Source organism: Lentilitoribacter sp. EG35 (assembly GCF_040784015.1).
Taxonomy (GTDB): Bacteria; Pseudomonadota; Alphaproteobacteria; order Rhizobiales; family Rhizobiaceae; genus Lentilitoribacter.
Map to the genome: position 1 here is coordinate 27,130 of NZ_JBFNGQ010000009.1, position 20,707 is coordinate 47,836.

Genomic DNA, 20,707 nt, shown 5'->3' on the forward strand with positions numbered 1-20,707 from the left:
GAAATTGAAAGATATTGATTACACAATCAAAGTTAGTTTCGTAAAAGCTGGAGGGGAAAAACGAAATGGGCAGTAAATTAAACAAAATCATGGTCTATCGTATTTGGCACGAGTCTAATACATTTAATCCATGCATTACTAAAGGCACAGACTTCGCTTTTTGTGAGGGTGAAGAGATGTTACAAAATGCATTGCAAGCGGGCTCTACTCTTGGCGGCATTATAGGTGGGTTGAAATCCAAGGATTGCGAAGTTTTACCAGGGTTTTCATTAGTAGGTGCGCCAGGCGGACTGGTAGATCATGAATTTTTCGAAACCATTTGGACACGTATATCTAAAGATGTAGACCGACTGTGCCCGAATGCAATCGCAATAGAGTTCCATGGAGCGATGGGAACAACTGAACTGCCAGATGCTGAAGGCGAATTACTCAGTAGGTTACGAGAAAAAGTCGGGGGAAATATCAAAATCGGCATTGGGCTTGACCTCCATGCGCATCTGACTAACGCAATGATCAGCAGCGTAGATATTTGTGTTGCATGTAAAGAGAATCCTCATTCCGATGTTGTTGAATGTGGCATTAAAGTCGCTGATTTGCTTTATGCAACCATTAACGGCGATATATTGCCCACAATGTGCATGATCAAGGTCCCTATGGTGCTGCCTGGCAATGCAGAAACTACTTCTGGACCGTTATATGACATACACAAAACAGCAAGACATCTACAACCTAACAACAAACAAATCCTGGATATCTCTATATTTAACATGTTTCCCTATGTAGACGACATTGATACGGGCCAAGCTGTTTTGGCCACATATGACGAGCTTCCGACAAACACAAAAGGCATAACAGAAATAGCACAAAAATTCTGGAGCTCCCGCCAAGAGTTTGTTGATGATTTACCTGACATAAAAGAAGCCCTCAACCAAGTCGCAACTAAAGAGTGCGATCTGCCATTGGTCTTAGCTGATATGGGGGACCGGGTCTTAGCTGGTGCGCCCGGAGATAGCACCGTCATATTGAAAGAAGTCCTCTCAAGAAGCGACACATTAACTGGCGCTATCAGCATAACTGATCCCGATGCCGTTAATATTGCGAAGGAGGCAGGAGTAGGGAACCAAATCAATATTCAAGTTGGTGGAAAACTCTCTCCAGGTTTATCGTCTCATGAAATTTCTGCTTCTGTAATAGCCTTGAGCAACGGTGATTTTACAATTCGCGGGCCTTTTTATGGAGGCGAGAAGAGTTCACTAGGAGAAACAGCCGTCTTACTAATTGATGATAGAATTCAATTGGTTCTCACAAGTAAACCAGCGTTATGTCACGATCCTGCAGTGTTCACTAGTCAAGGCATTAATCTCTCAAGACTTGATTTCATTGTCGCAAAATCAGGATATCACTTTAAACTAAATTTTGCAGACATCGCAGTGCCAGTCGTTGTGCGAACACCAGGTGTCAGCTATTATGCCCCTAGTATTCTACCTTATAAAACTTCAAAATTTTGGCCTGAACAACAAACGGTTTCACCTGATTTTGAAGTTCGCATATTTAGCTAAATGATGAGGCCATACCGGATTCTAAGGGATGAATTACACATATTCTGCCGCCAAAATGGCACAAGAACTAAAGTTCGCTCACTTAACATCGGAGATTATCGATAAAACCAAGTTACTAATTCTCGATAATATTGGCTGCGCCATTGGTGGATCAACATTCAACGAAGCCTTGAGGCTTAGAAAATACCTTAACACGATAGACCCCGGCGGCACTAGCACAGCATTTGGGGGAAGAAATATGACAGCAGAAAATGCGGCTCATGCCAATGCTCATTCAGCCTGTATGTTAAGTCTAGATGACTCCTTCATCCGGTTTGGCCATCCCGGTTCCTCAATTATCCCAGCCGTATTGGCGGTTGCGCAAAAACTTGGATCAAACGGTCAGGACATTATCACTGCCTGCGTTGCCGCATACGAAATGAGTATGCGATTGGGTGTTGCTGCGCAGGCATCTGTTGAACGTGACGAGATAGTCAAAGGATATGCATCTTGGCAAGTTTTCGGTTCTTCAGTCGGAGCTTCCAAACTATACGATTTTTCAGCGAGCAAAATGGCTTCAGCCTTTGGGATGACTGCGCTTCATGCTCCCCTCCCTTTCCTAAGAAAGTTTCATTCTAGGCCCATGAATTGGCTCAAGAATAATTACGGATGGGCGTGCAAGGCTGGGATCACTGCGGTTGAGTTAGTTAATGCAGGTTTTGACGGCAACCAAACAATATTCGATGGGCCAAATGGCTATTGGGCCATGATGGGATCAGATAAATTTGATGAAGACATATTCACACAACCCTACGATGATAAATCTTATGTGATGGATATCGGGTTTAAGGCGTATAGCGGATGTCGTTGGAGCCATACAGCGATTGATTGCATACGTACTTTGATGGAAAATGAATGTCTGACAAATGAGAATCTGCTGGAACTGAAGATTGAGACTGTAAGTGAATTTGTACGTGATCTTGATGGTGATTGGCCAGAAACAACGGTGGATGCACTTTTTAGAACTCCTTACTTAGTGGCACTTGAGCTTCACAACAAATCTTCAGCGCTTGGCCTTCAGGAAGAAGATCTTGGTTCAGCTGCGCTTAAAAAAACAATAAAAAAAATTAGAATGACCAGTTTGGATGGTGCCGATAAGAAGTTTTTCGAGCTAGGAACTCTTCCCGTAAAACTAACGGCGACCGTAAACGATGGCAGAACGCTTCAGGATTGTTCAGAATTCCCTACAGGGCATCCAGACGGACCTCAGTTTGGAAAAAGTGAAATTATTGCCAAATTTTTATCGATTAGTACGCCAGTGATTGGTGATTGTTTATCAAACAACATCGTCAGACATGTATTAGAATTAGAAAAACAACCTATAGCATTACCCTACGCAATGGCTCAAAATTCACGATATTAATGAGATCATAAATCCCGCTGATCCAGAATAATTTTGGGTTGAATAAATGGCGGAGGTAGTTGAACACATATCAAGACTAGAAAAACGACAGATAGCGTTACCTACTGTTAATGGTATTTCTGCTGCGTTCACCGTCATTTATTCAACAAAAACAAATATTAAAAGAAGCTCAAACTCCAAATAAAAAATGATCCTTCACTTTGCAAAAGAAATGTGGAGCCACAATACTTAATAAATACCGTATAGATATTTAATTCAACACGCCTCAGATTTGTTCCAAGGACATGGTGGTTCACTAAGCATCATACTTAAGGCTTAGGGCTCCAATGCCGTGGATTTTAACTCATATCGAACGAGGATCTCATGCCGCACAATCAACAAATAGCCACAGATGAGCAAAAAAAGTTCAGAAATACTGCTAAGTTAATAAACTTAGCGACCCCGAGTTTTCAACGCGCCCGCAACGAAGGTTTGATGGGCGTATATGGCAAGTCAATGAAAAATCGAGAGGTACTCTGTAGACAAGATAATGGTCCCGATAAAAATTTAGTCGACTTTGTCAGATGTTCCTATCTTGGGTTAGATAACCATCCCTCTATCGCAAGAGGAGCCGTTGAGGCCATTGAACAATATGGCTCCGTGCACTGGTCTTGTGCAAGAACACGCTTAAATTTCAGTTTATTAGGAGATTTAGAAGATGAGCTTTCCGCTCTCTTTCAGGCACGAGTTACTGCCTATTCTACAGTACTTGCAGCAAACATGGGCGCTTTGCCCATCTTGGCATCAGGACATCTTACGGATGGAATAAAACCAACAATGGTATTTGATCGCCTCGCCCATGCCACGTTAGCCTTTCACAAACCCGTTGTGGCCCAGGATACGATGATTCATACTATCGGTCACAATGATTTAAATGCGCTAGAGGATATCTGTAAGATTAATGAAAAAGTCGCTTATATTTGCGACGGTGTATATTCTATGGGTGGGTCAGCACCAATAGCTGATTTATTGCGACTTCAAGATAAATACGGATTATTTTTATACATCGATGATGCCCATGGCATCTCGTTATATGGAAAAAATGGAGAAGGATACGCCCGTTCTCAAATAGCCGGTGAGCTAGGAAGCAACACCATCATCGCAGCTTCGCTCGGTAAGGGTTTTGGGGCATCCGGCGGAATCTTAATGCTAGGTACGCAAGAGCAAGAACAGATATTTAGAGACTTCTCGATTGCACATGCTTTTTCAGCTTCTTTGAATCTGGCAGCAGTCGGCGCTGGTCTCGCATCAGCTGCAATACATCATACGCAAGAATTACCTGATTTACAGCAAGCTTTAAGGACCAATATTCAACTCTTCGATTCAATGGTCAACACAGAGCAACGCAATGACACATTACCTATCCGGACAGTTCAATTAGGTAGCACCGAAAAAGCAATCGCAACGGGCCGAGCGCTCATAGATGCTGGATATTATACCTCCGCAATCTTCTTCCCAACTGTCGCTCAAGAAAAATCTGGTCTGCGTATATGTCCTACTGCAACGCATACGGCAGAGCAAATTTTAGGCATTGGAAATAAATTAAACGAACTAAAACAATGCACTATAAGTTCAGCGGCATAAATTTGCTAAATTGCTAATTACAACGCAGCTTCCGCTAATGAGCTTCATGTCCTTAGCAATCCGGCTTTAAAAACCAGTGTGGTCCAGATCCTTCGATAGAAACTAACCACACTGGCCTTAAAGCACACAAGCCAAACTCTAAACTATGAAGTCTACATAAATGACACACTCTCAATCAGATTTACGTTTCGCTACGTTTTCCCTAATTGGAGCCACTATGTTTATTGCTGCGACGAGTATCGGCTTCAAATTTCTCGGAGATCACATTAATCCTGCTCAATCTTTTTTCTTTCGCAATATAATTGCTCTTTCACTAGTACTAGTTACGAGTAAAAAGCTGACGAACATTTTACAGGTAGCTAAGCCTAAAATAGCGATGATGCTTTTGCGAGGTACTTTTTTATCAGCAAGCCTTCTGTGTCTTTTCCTTTCATTTCAAGGTTTAGAACTGGCGACGGCAACCGCAATTCATTTCGCCTTTATACCAATGGCTAGTATAGTCACTGCTGCAGCTGGAAGTCGGAGTGGTGATGCAAGCTTTGCTATGCTGATGGGAATTATCAGCTATGTCGGAGCATTGCTCATTATACAGCCTCAGGCGTTTAGTGAATTTGAATTTTTAGCATATGCGACATCATCTGCAATTTTCGCATGTACCTCATTGCTAATTTTGGATAATTTGGGAAGATCTCATAATCCAAGCAGTATTACTTTCTTTTTATACCTCGCCGGCGCCCTTCTAACAATACCTACTCTGCCGTTCGTTTGGGTTTCACCCCAAATTATAGATTATTTCATATTCGCTGGCCTAGGGATAAGCGGGTGGTTGAGTCAGATATTACTCACATACGCAATCTCTCGAACGTCAAATCTTTTTATCGCGCCATTTCAACTAATAGTAGTTGTATTTGTCTCAATATTTGATCTAATTTTTTGGGGCACCTCTTTTGGATGGTTAGCTTTGTTGGGAATGGTCGTGATCATAACCAGCACAATTACAAATTTCATCAAATTTTATTCACGAACTATGCAAACAAAATCTAGAAATGAAAGGAAATGGCATGCAACTTGAATCAAACCGACTATTATTACGTCCACTCAAACAATCTGATAATGAAATTCTCTTTAAACTGCATACCGACCCTCTAGTAGTAGAACTTATTCTAAATGGCAAACCAATGTCTCGACATGAATCTGATAAGAAGCTTGCCTACTATCTAGATGAATGGGATCGCGTAGGACATGGGTTTTGGATAGTTTATGAGAAAACAGCTAATGGAAAACTTGAATTTGTTGGCCGTTGCGGTTTACGCGATTATGATGGTAAAGATTTTGAACTTGGTTATTGCTTTTTAGGTTCAAGTGCTGGTCGCGGAATAGCATCAGAAGCCGCAAAAATTGTTAAAAATTCTGCGTTCGACATTCTCTCCCTCAAAAAAATCGTAGCTATTGTCCGTCCTAAGAATACTGCATCGCAAGCAATATTAAAAAAACTTGGTTTTACATATAATCGAAGAGTACATCTTAGAGGATCCCATTATCTACTATACGATCTTTATAATAACCGTCAGAATACATCATTATATAAAGAGGTTAACCGAGAAAAATTATCCCTACTATAAAATTTGCGACACTACCAGTTCAAATGATATTTGGTACTTGGATGAGGTTGTTATCAGCATTCGTGGCAAGAAATATTGGCTCTGGCGCGCAGTTGATCAAGATGGAACCGTCCTCAATGAGATCGTACAATCGCGGCGTAACACCAAAGCAGCAAAGCGTTTGTGGCGACGATTACTGAGGAAACAAGGTATGACACCCAAACGCATGATAACATGACAGTACCTGTCAGTCTTTTGATAAACCTATGATCCTGCTCTACGATATTATTCCGTTGCCTGACAGCGCATTGTAAATGCGTGAGAAGGAGATATTTCACCTGCAATATCTTGACCAACTTACTTCCGTTCTCGAATTTCAACATCACATTGGTCCATAGCAACCCTGCTAAATTGGCACCGCTTTTGTCGATAACGACCTTATCCGGCACATCGATAGAATCAATGGCTTGTTTGAAGAAACGCCGAGCTGCTTTGGCATCCCGCTGCTCTGACAGCATGAAATCAAGGGTTTTGCCGTTCTTATCGACCGCACGATAATAGTAAGTCCACTTACCTTTAACCTTAATATAAGTCTCGTCCATTCGCCGCGATTTGCTGGTTGCTGTCTTGCGTTGCTGAGCTTCACAGGCAATCAATGGGCTAAACTTAACCACCCATCTGTTCAGTGTTGTGCGATCAACTTTAACACCACGCTCCTCCATGATTTCTTCCAAATCGCGATACGAAACAGCGTATCGGACATAGAAAAACACCGCATACAGGATGACATCTTTGGGATACTGGTTGCCTTTAAAGTTAATCATGAAAATCTCAACCTGTTGTTTGTTTGGTTGAAGATTTAGTATAAAACCAAAATGAACCGAACGTAAACTTTGCGACACTACCGTCTGGCTCTGCTGCCGTTTCAATCTCAGCTTTCGCAAGGTAGAGGAATTGTTCCTAGGGCGTGGTGTTGACTTGTCCTACGAAACGATCCGCCGATGGGTGGCGAAATTTGGGCCAGCGATCGCGCGTGGTTTACGCCGTGGGCAGCCCCAACCCAATAATATCTGGCATCTTGACGAGGTTGTTGTGACGATCAAAGGCCGCAAGTTCTGGCTGTGGCGTGCTGTTGACCAGAATGGAATGGTTTTGGATGAAATCCTCCAATGCCGACGCAATACTAAAACGGCTAAACACCTATTTGTACGGTCAATGAAGAAGCACGGCCAGGTTCCCAAGCGCATCATAACTGACAAGTTGAGATCATACGGTGCAGCTAAACGAGAGATTTCTCCCGGGGTCGAACACCTGTCTCATAAGGGCCTTAGCAATCGGGCCGAGAACAACCATTTACCATTCCGAAAGCGGGAGAGAGCGATGCAGGGTTACCGTTCGCCGGGAGGTTTGCAGCGGTTTGTATCGATCCACTCTGCATTTCGCAGTTGTTTCTCCGTTCCAGCTGGTCGCCGCTCAGCTCTAACAATCCGATACTACAGGCTCGAAGCTTCGACGTTTGGAGTGCAGCGGCCTGTGCAGCTTTAGTACGGATGCTTGTGCTCCTCCACCGCCCGCGCAGTTAACGTGACAACACTAATATCCTCAATCTGCCCTATAGGCGCTGATGGCACACAATAACCTCAAGACGATCATCCTTGCCCGAACAACTTGGCTATGCCCATGTTTACTCTACAACAAATTTTGCGACACTACCTTCCAAGCGAACCGATCGACATTTCATTCGAATTTTTCGGATAGCATGTTGTCTGGTATATTCTGATAACATACCGGTCGCAGAAAACGTCGGATGGACAATGTTCCGACGGAGGTCGCGCCGAAGTTAGTTGATGCAGGATATGGCCCGCCATGAACCATGGCATCACTCACTTCCACTCCCGTAGGGAAGTCATTGACCAAGATACGGCCAGCCTTACGTTCAAGAATAGGAAGTAATATGCGGGCCAGATCTGCGTCGTTATCATCCATATGCATAGTGCATGTGAGTTGTCCAACAAGTGATTTTGCGACATCAATCATCTCAGTCGTATTCTTGGCAATAACAATCATTCCCAAAGGACCAAATACTTCCTCACCAAGCGTGTCATTGGCTAGCCAATCTGATGCTTTGACAGAATATAAATAAGGCGTCGCATTCCTTTGATCGCAGGTTGACGTCATGACTTCTTGAACATTGTGAGTGGTTGCGATACGATCTCGACCTGCATGGTAGGCATCTGCTATTCCCGATGTAAGCATGGGTTGTGCATCGATTAATTCTAATGCATTTGCGGTATATTGAGTGAAAGTATCGGTATCTGAACCTTCCAACACAATAGCGATACCTGGATTGGTGCAGAATTGACCAACACCCATACTTAGCGAACCAGCCCAACCTTTTGCAATTGCAGTGCCACGAGAAGAAAGAGCTGATGGTAGAATAAACATAGGATTAACCGAGCCTAGCTCACCGAAGAAAGGAATAGGTTCAGCGCGCGCCGCACATAAATCAAATAATACACGACCACCTACCAATGATCCGGTAAAGCCTACAGCTCTAATCCGAGGATGCTGAACGAGTGCCTGCCCAACAATGCGATTACCACCTTGAATTTGATTAAAGACGCCTGGATGAACATCACATGTTTTGATCGCAGCGGCTATGGCTTGAGCGACAATATCAGACACGCCAGGATGAGCTGAATGACCTTTGACGACAACGGGGCATCCTGCAGCTAATGCCGCTGCGGCATCGCCACCAGCTGTCGAAAACGCAAGCGGAAAGTTTGATGCACCAAAAACGGCCACAGGTCCAATTGGCCGTTGGATAAGCTTTAGATCAGGACGCGGTAATGGCGTGCGATCAGGCAACGCTTCATCATGACGCTTATCCAGATAATCGCCCTTCTCAATATGCTCGGCGAATAATCTTAATTGCCCAACCGTGCGCCCACGCTCTCCCTGCAAGCGCGCTTCTGGCAGACCCGTTTCCTTATGGCCAATTACTGTAATGTAATCACCACGTATATCAATTTCCTTTGCTATCTCACGTAGAAAATACGCACGCTCAGAACGTGTTAAATATCCATAAGACCAAAAAGCCTCTTCAGCCGCCATGCATGCGCTATTGATGTGTTCAACAGAGCCTGCTGCAAACACATCTGCATCACCTGTAACAGGTTCATTTGTAAAAGTTTTTTCAGAGCCCACGAACTCGCCTGCGATCAAATGTTTACCGTTTAGCATTCTTCAGTTCCTTAGTTTTATTAGTTCACATGTCGCAAGACTGCGCATAAGATAATTTATGCCAAATACCCAATTCAGATCTTTCATATGTGCAAACAAAGTCTTCAAACAATACATAATCCATTAGGTTGTTGATGATGTCGTAAAGTTGTCTGGTTAACCCTAATCGCTTCGTAGAAGAAAGCCTTTCAAGCACAAAACCATCGTTGTTTTGTCTAATTTAGACTATCTACTTTCGCATGCATGTGTAATTTTTTTGCAATGTTTGAGAGGGCTTCTCACCAAACTTTTCAGCGTAGAACTTTGAAAAGCGACCTAGATTACTGAACCCCCATTTAAATGCGGCCTCAGTAACACTTGATGTACTGTTCGTAAGATCCTGTTTTGCATAATCGAGCCTGATATTCCTCAACACTCTTAGGGGGCTTGAAAGGCGAACTTTCTTAAAACTGGCATGAAGTGTTCTTTCGCTGCATGCTACTTCTTTAGCCAAGTGTTCGATACTAATGGCTTGTTCTGCATGATTTTGCATATACTCCTCGGCGCGTTCGACAACAGCAAGCGCCAAATTTTGTGTAGTGCTAATATTAGAAAGCTTACTATAATTATGTGGCAGTTGTCCGATAATTGCGGAGATTAGAAGTTCTTTACTGCTTGTTGCCACCATCTGATTTGAGAAAATATTTTGATCACAAGTAAGCAGTGAATAATAGTATTGGACAAGAGACAGAAATGCTCTCCCGTGAGAGGTATCTGTATCCACAAGAGGGGAAAATTGAAGAGGAAGCGCACCGTCATATTCAAAATATGAACGAGCCCGTCTTTGGATTTCACTAAAAGGTACTACTAATTGTAATACCGTTCTCTTTGATTTACTTAAAATTTCCGTACCAGGATTCATAGACAATACTCGGAACTGATTTGGCCTTCCTACAACTCTACCCAAGACAGGGTCTATAACTTCTGACTGGCCGTCAAAATAAAATACAAAGTGCAAACTATCTCGTCCTCCGATTACTACGCTCTCAGATGGTTGGCTCCATTTCATAAGGCAGATATCAAATTCGTCATTTGATAATAATGTTGTTTTTGCCTCCAACTCACCGGTATATCCAGCACCGGGTCTTGTTTCATATGGTGCCATATTACGGGAGATCCACTCGGTCATTTCATCAAATGATGTTAGATTTTTGGTGTTTTTGTCGTTTTCCAAATTCTGTAATATACTCGATTTAAAGTCCATAAGTTTCCTCGATTATTACAACTGTGATATATTTAAGGGCGTAACTCTCTACAGGTAGATCGGATTCTATCTAGGGTATGGCATCCATCAGGTGTTCGTTGTGCATGAAACTTTCGAGCTTCTCTTGTTGTTCGGCAGTCAATGGCCACGCAGCGGGAGCGCGGGTTCGCCCACAATCATTTCCAATCAAAGTAAGTGCTGCTTTTACGCCGGTAACATTTGTACCGTTTCGTTCTTCAGCGCGAATGGTTTCGAAAACTTGCATACGATGAATCAATATGTTGGCACTTACATAGTCATCCCGCTCAAGGGCTTGGTGAATGGCGACCGAATGTTCCGGCCATATATTTATGAGCCCTGATGTGAAACCACGTGCACCAACTGCATAGAATGGCGGCGCCCAAGTCTCTGCCAATCCACCCACCCACACAATCTTAGGGTCTGTGTTTTGGATGGCTTGCGCTAACTTGATAGGATTAGGCGTAGCCCATTTCACGCCAACAACATTTTCAAGATCGCAAATATCTTGAATGGTCTCAATACCAATTTCATCATCGCGCAGGTAAAGTACGATAGGTAAACCTTCACTTGCATCATGAATGTGTCGGATATAATCAACGATACCGCGCGGAGCGACAAAAGGGTCTGGCGGTTGATGTATCATTAGGCCAGTTGCACCTGCCTGCATGGATGTTTTCGCAAGGGCGCATGCATCTTTGACTGAACGTCCAATCCCTGCCAACATTGGGATACGCTGATTAATAATCTCTGCAGTCATTGAAACCATCTGCTGCGCTTCATCTGTTGTAAGCGCATAAAACTCACTGGTATTACCGTTGCTTACTAGAATATGTACACCTGCATCGATTGCTTTATTGACAATAGGTTCCAGTTTCGATGGTTCGACGGTATTTTTATCATCAAAAGGGGTGACAAGAATGCCGGAGATGCCGGTGAGAGCGGTACGCAGTCGTTCGTGGGTCATGTATTCTCCTGTTGGCACACATTGCATCCTTTAGATGTGTGAAATTCGAGTTGTCACTGCAGACATAGAGGTCGAATCAAATGACTGGGCCTATCATCCAAGGTGCAAACTCTAAATTTCCAAAATTCTGTTCTTCGCTTTTTGAGCTCTGACCGCTCGCAACATCTAGCAGTAAATCGAATATTCGCTGACCACAGTCTTCGACACTTTCTGTGCCTTCAAGAATTGTGCCGCAATTGATATCCATATCTTCCGACATGTGCGTATACATTGGTGTGTTTGAGGCTAGTTTTATGGTCGGAGCTGGTTTTGAACCGAAGACACTTCCACGACCAGTGGTAAAGGCTACGATATTAGCACCTGAAGCGATTTGCCCAGTCACTTGCACCGGATCATAGCCTGGGCCGTCCATAAAAATAAGTCCGCGCGTGGTAACAGGCTCAGCATATTCGATGACCTGGGTCAGATTGCTATTTCCTGCCTTGGTGATCGCGCCGAGTGATTTTTCCAGAATTGTTGTCAGGCCACCAGCGTTGTTTCCGGGGGTTGGATTAGCATTAAGTGATACACCTTGTGAGGCGCTGTAGGCTTCCCACCACTTGATACGCTCAATGAGTTTTTTTCCAACTTGGGGGCTGGCTGCGCGACAGGTGAGTAGGTGTTCTGCTCCGTAGGTTTCTGGAGTCTCCGATAGTATTACGGTGCCGCCGTGGCGCACCAGTAAATTGCTGGCCGCGCCTAACGCCGGATTTGCAGATATGCCGGAATATCCATCTGAACCGCCACATATTAAAGCTACTTTGAGTTCACCGGCAGCAATAGGTTCCCGGCAACAACGGTTGCTTTCTGTTAAAATGTCACCCATCTCCGTCACAATACGCGCAACGGATTTGCGTGTTCCGCCTGAACCCTGAATCGTCATTTTTGTGACTGAAGGGCTTTTGCTACCGGTTGCGATACCGCTTATCTGATTGACTTCACAACCTAGCCCAAGCACAATAACATGAGAAAAATTTGGGTGATCAATATATCCCTCCAGAGTTCGGCGCAGAAGCTGTAAAGGCTCACCGGAACTCATTCCACAACCTGTTTTATGAGTGAGCGCAATAACGCCATCGACGTTTGGGTATTGCGCTAATGGATCGTAACCAGTGACTGGATTTTTCTCAAATGTACGGGCAACTAGATCTGCCACATGAGCAGAACAATTTACCGTAGAAATGATTCCAATGAAGTTCCGCGTTCCGTATTTTCCGTTCTTACGATTGTATCCCATAAACGTCGGACCAACCTGAGTAGGCATTTGATTCTGACGATGCTCGCAGAATGCATAATCAGGCGATACTTCGCCCATCTTGAGGTTGTTTAAGTGAACATGTTGTCCGGCAGCAATAGGTGCACTGGCAAAGCCGATGATTTGCCCATAACGTAAAATGCTTTCACCTTTTGTGTGTGGTCGTAAAGCAACTTTGTGTCCAGGGGGAATTCTATCGATGGACTTAAGTCCGTCGCGTATGAGAGCTCCTTTTGGCAAGGCTTGGCAGGTGATGGCAACCCCATCAGCAGGATGCATTTGTAGAAGTGTTGGACTAGATGTTCCAGAACCGGAAATATCATTTTTCATTCTACTCAGCTTCCACCTAATGGATTTAAGCTGTTGTAAAAAAACAAGTCAGTATCGTCCAATACTACCTAACAATTAACTGATATCAATCAGGTATCAGTATGTATCTGATTGACGATAAATCGATCGAGCAACGCTTTGTATACTCGCTCGATAAGGGGGTTTGCGATCGTGCTCTTTGCGATGCCCATGTAATATTCTGTGGCAACATCTTCTGGTAATTGAACGGGTTTGAGCAGGATATTAGGAAGAATTGTTTGATGAGAAAATTCAGGAACTAGAGCAAGTCCTTCTCCCGCATTTACCAGTGAAAGTATTGTGATACTATTGCCGATCAATTGAATAATATTGGGATGAATATTATGCCTAGAAAATAGGCCATTCAGTATTTCATATCCATAGGCACCGCAGGACGGTGAATACATGATAAAATCCTGCCCATCAAGATCCTGAAGGTTGAACTTTTTTTGTGTGGCCAATGGATGATTACGATGGATCGCAACCGCAAATGGTTCCCGGGCAATTTGCGTAAGCTGCAGGCGACTATGATCACGTGGAGGGCGCATCAGGCCAATATCAATTCGCCCTGTCGGTAAAGCCTCAGCCTGATCAACTGTCGACATTTCTTGCAGTACTAGGTCAATTCCTGGCGAAATTTGCCGAACCGTTTCAATGATTTGGGGCAAGAGACCAAGGGCGGCAATTGGAATAAAACCTAAAACTAGACTTCCCTCCAAGCCGCTATCAGCGCGCCTTGCAGATAATGCTGCATCTTCAGCCCGACGTAGCAAGTCTTCTGCTTCAGATAAGAATCTCTGACCTCCAACCGTTAGACGTATCGCACGACCTGTTCGATCAAAAAGCTGCACACCGACTTCTCGTTCTAAAAGTTGAATTTGCCGGGTAAGTGGTGGTTGAGTCATGTTGAGAGTTTTGGCGGCGCGCCGAAAACTCATCTCATTGGCGATGGTCACAAAGCTACGTAGTTGGTTTAATTCAAACACAAGCTCACTCCATCCCGCGTCAATTAAGCAAGTGTATCAATTTCGAATTGGAAAAAAAATACACATTAATGTGTACTGGCAATAATCCAATTTGGATTAATCTTTTAAAGCTTGTTTTTTCGAGTTTGCTGTCCTCCATATTGTAACCAGAATATAGAGGGCCGCGAGACTTAAAAACAATGCTGAAACTGGGCGTTCAAAAAATGGTAGGAAGCTACCGCGAGTCGACATCAGTGCGCTGCGCATATTTTGCTCAATCATCGGCCCAAGTATGAAGCCAAGTATTAGAGGCGGAAAAGGGTAATCGAATTTGATCATTGCATAACCAAACGCTCCGAACGCAATCAATGTATAGACATCAAACATCCGATTGTTGATAGCAAAGGATCCGATGACAGCCATTACCATAACGATGGATAGAAGATAATGTTTGGGGATCGCTAAAACCTTAATGAAAAGCCTTATGCCAAAATACTCCAAAAGTAACATAACGACATTGGCTACGAGAAGAGCCACAAAAATCGCATAAACTAATGAGCCATTTGACTGAAACAGCATCGGACCTGGCTGAATACCATGTATCAGAAATCCACCGAGCAGCATGGCAGTGACAGAATCACCCGGAATACCTAACGTAATTAGAGGAATCATGGCCGCACCTATTCCTGCGTTGTTTGACGATTCGCTTGCCACCAGTCCATCCACTACACCAGTACCAAACTTTTCGGGCGTTTTAGAGCTATTTTTCGCCGCCAGATAGGCCAATAGATTGGATGTACCTGAGCCGATGCCCGGAAGCAGGCCAATTCCAATCCCTATGGCACTGGAACGAAACAGGTTTACAATTTGTGCCATGAATTCCTGCATGCTAATCCCAAAGAATTTTGGCATTTCGAAACTTGGAAATTTTGTCCGGTGTTTCAGGAATGCATTTTCAGATTCTTTTAAAACTTCCGATACCGCAAATAATCCCAGCAAGACGGGAAGAAGTGCAATGCCAGCATCAAATTGACTAACCTCCATGGTGAACCTTTTATAGCCATCAATTGGAGCAACACCCACCATTGCAATAAGCAAACCTAACGCTGCACTGGCTATCCCTTTGGCAAGGTTTTTTCCAGATAGACCTGCAACAAGTGTTAATGCAAATACTGATATTGCGAAATATTCATATGTCCCAAAACGCAAGGCAAATTTGGCCAGAGAAGGTGCCAAAAAGAACAAAACTAAACACCCCAATATCGATCCAAGAAAGGAAAACAGGATGCCCACACCGAGAGCTTTCCCGGCGTTGCCGGCTTGAGTCATTGGGTAACCGTCGAAGGTCGTGGCAATTGACGATGGTGTGCCGGGAATATTGATAAGTATTGCGGTGATAAGGCCACCGGATATGCCGCCAACAAACAATGCCGCTAATAACGAGAGGCTAATGACAGGATCAAGCCCGAAAGTCATAGGTAGACAAAGAGCAATGGCCATAGTGGCACTCATACCTGGAATGGAACCAAAAATAATCCCAATGGCAACGCCAACCACGATGGCAGCAAGCGGATAGAATGAAAATATCTGTGAAACGCCGGAGATCCAAAGGTCCATTTTAATTCCTTACCATAGATTGCCGGATGGCAGAATGACGCCAAAACCATAAGTGAAAATTGTATTGGTTGCCAAAGCTGTAATCACAGCAACAATCACAAAATAAACAGGATTGTGTTTATCGCTAGGTGCAAGGATATAGAACTGCGCCACCAAAAAAATGATTGTTGCTGGTATGAAACCTACATGTGAGATTGCTAAACCATAGATAATAATCAACATAAGTGACTGTGCTACTGCATGTACCGATGATTTATTCTTGTTTTTGATTACTACAATATGGTCATTATTTCTAATGCCTTGCCAAATAATAATGATGGCGAGCATCGCCAACACTGCTGAAACTACTTCAGGCATAAAACCGGAGTCGACACCTATGCGCAAGCGGGTTGGAATCTGACGGGCGCTTAGATAAATACTGCAAGAAAGTGCCAGTAGGAAAACTCCTGAAAAGACATCTTTTTTTTTAGTCGACATATTAATTCCCCACCAATCGAGAACTCATTAGAACATTTAACATATTTGTCTGAACCCTTATCGGGTGTTGATGCTTGTGAATTTCATATTCTGACTTGGGTCGGTGTCCAAGATATGAATAAGCCGTCTTAAAAACATGACTCAAGGATGCTTTCCGTTAGAAAGCATCCCTGGGGCATTCGATGTTTAATTAAAACTCGACACCATTGATGATCTGTTCTTCTTTCGAAAGGAAGTTTATGGCTTCCTCGGTATCCAAGTAATATGGTTCCTGCCGGTAAACGTTTTCGAGTTCCTGCGCATATTCTTGATTATCAGAAATAACTTTTCCAGCAGCGGCCGACAATGTCGCTATTATTGTGGGGTCTGTTCCTTTTGGGAAAGCCAAGAAGTAGGCATATTGGAATTGAACTTCATCATAACCTTTTTCCACAAAAGTAGGCACATTTGGTAATGCACTGTTTGCTTTCCGAGCAACAGTCGCTAGCGCCCTTAATTCTCCAGATTCAATATAGGGTAGAACTTGACCCAATGGGTTTTGCGATACATCTACATTACCACCGAGAACAGCTGTTAGACGGTTTGATGAGCCGCCGACATCGACGAAATTAAAATCACCTCCAGCATTATTGATCAAAGAACCAATCAGATATGTTGTGGCACCAACATTCGTTGTTAGATCAATTGATCCGGCGTCAGCTGCAGAGGCTTTCATCAATTCATCGATTGTTTGCCACGGCGCATCTTTATTTACGACGATAACTCCACCCGGCTCGCGCCCAACAATACTAACAACATCCATATCGTGAAATGAAAAATCAGCAATACCGGAAGCGGTATTGACCAACATGGCTGAGTGGAAAAATAGCACAGTTTGACCATCAGGGTCAGCACTATAGACTTGTCTTGCGCCGATACTGCCACCAGCGCCGCTGACATTAATGACTGGCATCGAGGTGCCTAGTTCAGGCTCAAGATACTTAGCCAGAAGACGAGCATTAAAATCCGTATCACCGCCAGGGTTGAAAGGGACAACTATTTTTACAGGTTGTTGAGGCCACTGTTCGGCCTGCGCAACATTCGAGATCATTGGCAATGCGATAAACAATGCAATGGCTGTTTTAAAAATTGAGTTCATAAATACCTCCCATTTATTCGCTCTGAATTGCAGCTCGATCATGGACAATTTATATAAGTGCAATCTGCGAACACAATAAAAAAGTAGCGAGCTAATTGATACTCGTCCAATGTTCATACTCGATCAACTGATACAAGAAGTGTATCGTGCGAAATCGTCGAGCATATCTGCTCAAGCCACCCGCATATTGTGTGCCCGCCATCGTTACACAGCAAGATGAAATCTAATGCAGTATTATATAATTTATTCATCTATTTCGGTTGCTAACGTCATAAATATTACCTGTTTTATCGCGTTGTTTGAATAAAATATGCTCACTTGTTTCTATTCATTTATACTCTTTCAAAATTAATTCAAACTCACGTTTCCAAATAACCAATACATCTTCAGCTTACAGTATACAGATGACGGTATCTCAAAGTAGCGGCAATTTAACTGGAAAGTAGCGAATTCATATCCAAAATTTCAATTACGAAGAGTAGGTATTATTCATTTTGCATATTCATCTTTTTGATGTGCGATTGTGATGCGAGTATCTTTTCAAGAAGTATTTTCGCCTGCTTAGACCGTATTGATGTAATGTGAAACTTCAATAAAAAGTTGGCGTGATCAACCACTAAATAGAAGTCAAAATCAATCACCTATTTTGGTTATTTTGCTGTTTTTTTTACACTCTAACCTATTGTTTTTATTGAATTTTAGATAAAAATGAATCTATTAATACTAATCATCAAAATTCTCCCTTGAACTGTATTTTTGTGAGACACTAAAGTCAATTCGAAGTTATTAAATTAGGAGTTTCTCATGACAAATATAGTAGACGGTAGTTCTGCGAACGACGCTTTAAATGGCACCAGTGATCAAGACGTTTTTCTTGGCTCTGACGGTAACGATCGCATTGACGGTGGTGATAACGGTTATAACCAAATTGATTATGATGGTGCTGCAAGTGATTATACATTTACACAAAACGTTGATGGAACAGTTACAGTTAAGAAACCCAACGGTGGAATTGATATTATATCCAATATTGGCGGGTTTTGGTTTAAAGGTTCAAGTGAGTGGAAGCCCCTTGAGGACCTTCTGTTAAACACTGATAATAATAATGGTAGTGAAAACACTGGTAGCGGAAGTAACAGCGGTACTGGTGAGACTATTACAGGAACTGCTGCGGCTGAATCCCTAAGCGGGACATCGGGAAATGACAGCATCAATGCTGGTGCCGGTCAAGATGTGATCAATGGGTCAGCGGGTAATGATGTAATCGATGGTGGTGATACAGGGTATAACCAGATTGATTATGATGGTGCTGCATCTGACTATACGTTTACTCAAAATGATGATGGTACGGTGTCGGTAAAAAAACCTGATGGAGGTACGGACACTATCTCCAATATTGGCGGCTTCTGGTTCAAAGGTTCTGCTGAGTGGAAACCATTACAAGAGGTTTTAACCACAAGCAGCAACAATGGAAGTGTGAACGATATTAATGGCACCAATGGTGACGATTACTTAGATGGTACATCTGGAAATGACAATATCAATACTGGTGCGGGTCAGGATGTGATCAATGGTTCATCAGGTAATGATGTAATTGATGGCGGCGATGCAGGGTATAACCAGATTGATTATGATGGCGCTGCGTCTGATTATACGTTTACTCAAAATGATGACGGCACTGTATCTGTGGGCAAGCCTGATGGAGGTACAGACACTATTTCTAATATTGGTGGTTTCTGGTTCAAAGGTTCCAGCGAGTGGAAACCACTTTCAGAGGTATTAGGTACTGATGTCGACAAAAATGATGCGATCCTTGAGGGACATTATTTTAACGACATAAATGGTAATAATATTGACGATGCAGATACTGCAGTCGTAGGTGTCCGTGTTCGCTTATTTGATGTTGACGAAAATCAATTTGTAGCAGAAACAACAACAAATTCTGATGGTAATTATAGATTTTCAGATCTTGGCGCAGGGGATTATAAAGTATTTTTTGATCCGCACCCGCAAGCTAAAGGATTTGTAACTCCAAACGTTGGTAACGATGATACCATCGATTCAGACGTCATTAGTATTGATAGCGATGGTGTTGGTTCAACAGATGTGATCCAGTTATGGGCTGGTGAGCATAATTGCGAAGTAGATGCAGGTAGCTATAAAGAGCCTGTACCCGTAGTTGGTTCACTATCTGGTAAGTTCTTTATGGATAACAACCGCAATGACATCGATGATGATGGCGCAAACGGTGTTGCTAATGTTGTGGTTCAGTTGTTGGACGCAAATGGTGATTTAGTTAACTATACAACCAATACAACAGTAACCGATGCTAATGGTAATTATTCTTTTACTAACTTGCGACCTGGTCAGTACGGTGTAAAATTTACAGACAATGTATCTGGCAAAACGCTTGTTGATCAAAACGTTGGTAACAATGATGCGATCGATTCAGATGCCGCTGATATTGGTAACAATATGAGCCAAATTGACGGTATTACGGTTGTTGCTGGTCAGGATACACCAGACAATGATGCTGGTGTTGAACAAGTGCCTGTACAGCCTGTTTTGGGTTCGCTATCTGGTAAATACTTCATGGATAACAACCGTAATGACATCGACGATGACGGAGCAAATGGTATCGCCGGCGTGACGGTTCACCTCCTTGATTCAATTGGTGGATTAACAGGCCGCGTCACAACGACAGACGCCAATGGTAATTATTCGTTTGATGGCCTCTTTGCAGGTCGGTATGGCGTTAAGTTCACAGACAATGTGTCTGGCAAGACGCTGGTTGATCAAAACGTTGGTAACAATGATGCGATCGATTCAGATGCCGCTGATATTGGTAACAATATGAGCCAAATTGACGGTATCACTGTTGTTGCTGGTCAGGATACACCAGACAATGATGCTGGTGTTGAACAAGTGCCTGTGCAACCAGTTTTGGGTTCACTATCTGGTAAATACTTCATGGATAACAACCGTAATGACATCGACGATGACGGAGCAAATGGTATCGCCGGCGTGACGGTTCACCTCCTTGATTCAATTGGTGGATTAACAGGCCGCGTCACAACGACAGACGCCAATGGTAATTATTCGTTTGATGGCCTCTTTGCAGGTCGGTATGGCGTTAAGTTCACAGACAATGTGTCTGGCAAGACGCTGGTTGATCAAAACGTTGGTAACAATGATGCGATCGATTCAGATGC

At 43.2% G+C, this 20,707-nt stretch carries 14 protein-coding genes and 3 pseudogenes; 8 read left to right on the top strand and 9 right to left on the bottom strand.

Features of this window, described 5'->3' with window-relative positions:
- The first annotated feature begins 65 nt into the window (after positions 1–65).
- The 6 genes and pseudogenes from AB2J24_RS14955 to AB2J24_RS14980 all read left to right on the top strand — a co-directional run.
- The gene (locus AB2J24_RS14955; RefSeq protein WP_367386037.1) at positions 66–1,559 is read left to right on the top strand and encodes a M81 family metallopeptidase; all 1,494 of its coding nucleotides are present in this window, start codon (positions 66–68) and stop codon (positions 1,557–1,559) included.
- Between the two features lie 28 nt (positions 1,560–1,587).
- Positions 1,588–2,961, top strand: coding sequence for an MmgE/PrpD family protein (locus AB2J24_RS14960; protein WP_367386038.1), 1,374 nt, complete (start codon positions 1,588–1,590; stop codon positions 2,959–2,961).
- 363 nt (positions 2,962–3,324) lie between these two features.
- A complete protein-coding gene (locus tag AB2J24_RS14965) occupies positions 3,325–4,584 on the top strand; it encodes an aminotransferase class I/II-fold pyridoxal phosphate-dependent enzyme (protein ID WP_367386039.1) in 1,260 nt (419 codons plus the stop codon).
- Between the two features lie 217 nt (positions 4,585–4,801).
- Positions 4,802–5,656 (top strand): DMT family transporter, encoded by an 855-nt coding sequence (locus AB2J24_RS14970; RefSeq protein WP_367386040.1) that lies wholly within the window; start codon positions 4,802–4,804, stop codon positions 5,654–5,656.
- On the top strand, positions 5,646–6,206 hold the full coding sequence (locus tag AB2J24_RS14975) for a GNAT family N-acetyltransferase (protein ID WP_367386041.1): 561 nt from the start codon (positions 5,646–5,648) through the stop codon (positions 6,204–6,206). Before AB2J24_RS14970 ends, AB2J24_RS14975 begins: the two co-directional genes overlap by 11 nt.
- A 25-nt stretch (positions 6,207–6,231) precedes the next feature.
- Positions 6,232–6,420 (top strand): annotated as a pseudogene (locus AB2J24_RS14980) (DDE-type integrase/transposase/recombinase); the annotation flags it as partial.
- On the opposite strand, the pseudogene AB2J24_RS14985 reads toward AB2J24_RS14980, so the two are convergent.
- A pseudogene (locus tag AB2J24_RS14985) lies at positions 6,419–7,009 on the bottom strand (IS6 family transposase); the annotation flags it as partial. The pseudogenes AB2J24_RS14980 and AB2J24_RS14985 overlap by 2 nt on opposite strands.
- Positions 7,010–7,073: 64 nt before the next feature.
- On the opposite strand from AB2J24_RS14985, the pseudogene AB2J24_RS14990 reads away from it, so the two are divergent.
- A pseudogene (locus AB2J24_RS14990) lies at positions 7,074–7,730 on the top strand (IS6 family transposase); the annotation flags it as partial.
- A gap of 192 nt (positions 7,731–7,922) precedes the next feature.
- On the opposite strand, the gene AB2J24_RS14995 reads toward AB2J24_RS14990, so the two are convergent.
- The 8 genes from AB2J24_RS14995 to AB2J24_RS15030 form a co-directional block, all read right to left on the bottom strand.
- Positions 7,923–9,428 (bottom strand): aldehyde dehydrogenase (NADP(+)), encoded by a 1,506-nt coding sequence (locus tag AB2J24_RS14995; protein ID WP_367386042.1) that lies wholly within the window; start codon positions 9,426–9,428, stop codon positions 7,923–7,925.
- A gap of 229 nt (positions 9,429–9,657) precedes the next feature.
- Positions 9,658–10,671, bottom strand: coding sequence for an AraC family transcriptional regulator (locus tag AB2J24_RS15000; protein ID WP_367386043.1), 1,014 nt, complete (start codon positions 10,669–10,671; stop codon positions 9,658–9,660).
- 70 nt (positions 10,672–10,741) lie between these two features.
- A complete protein-coding gene (locus tag AB2J24_RS15005; RefSeq protein WP_367386044.1) occupies positions 10,742–11,656 on the bottom strand; it encodes a dihydrodipicolinate synthase family protein in 915 nt (304 codons plus the stop codon).
- 76 nt (positions 11,657–11,732) lie between these two features.
- Positions 11,733–13,280 carry a UxaA family hydrolase gene (locus AB2J24_RS15010; RefSeq protein ID WP_367386045.1) on the bottom strand — a complete coding sequence of 516 codons (1,548 nt, stop codon included), beginning with the start codon at positions 13,278–13,280 and terminating at the stop codon, positions 11,733–11,735.
- Between the two features lie 89 nt (positions 13,281–13,369).
- On the bottom strand, positions 13,370–14,284 hold the full coding sequence (locus AB2J24_RS15015; protein WP_367386046.1) for a LysR family transcriptional regulator: 915 nt from the start codon (positions 14,282–14,284) through the stop codon (positions 13,370–13,372).
- Positions 14,285–14,380: 96 nt separating this feature from the next.
- The gene (locus AB2J24_RS15020) at positions 14,381–15,880 is read right to left on the bottom strand and encodes a tripartite tricarboxylate transporter permease (protein WP_367386047.1); all 1,500 of its coding nucleotides are present in this window, start codon (positions 15,878–15,880) and stop codon (positions 14,381–14,383) included.
- A gap of 9 nt (positions 15,881–15,889) precedes the next feature.
- Complete coding sequence (locus tag AB2J24_RS15025) at positions 15,890–16,357, bottom strand: tripartite tricarboxylate transporter TctB family protein (protein ID WP_367386048.1); 468 nt, start codon at positions 16,355–16,357, stop codon at positions 15,890–15,892.
- A gap of 190 nt (positions 16,358–16,547) precedes the next feature.
- Positions 16,548–17,495 (bottom strand): tripartite tricarboxylate transporter substrate binding protein, encoded by a 948-nt coding sequence (locus AB2J24_RS15030; RefSeq protein WP_367386049.1) that lies wholly within the window; start codon positions 17,493–17,495, stop codon positions 16,548–16,550.
- 804 nt (positions 17,496–18,299) lie between these two features.
- Here AB2J24_RS15030 and AB2J24_RS15035 point away from each other — a divergent pair.
- Positions 18,300–20,707 (top strand): SdrD B-like domain-containing protein (locus AB2J24_RS15035; protein ID WP_367386050.1); only part of this gene is annotated, 2,408 nt, incomplete at its 3' end.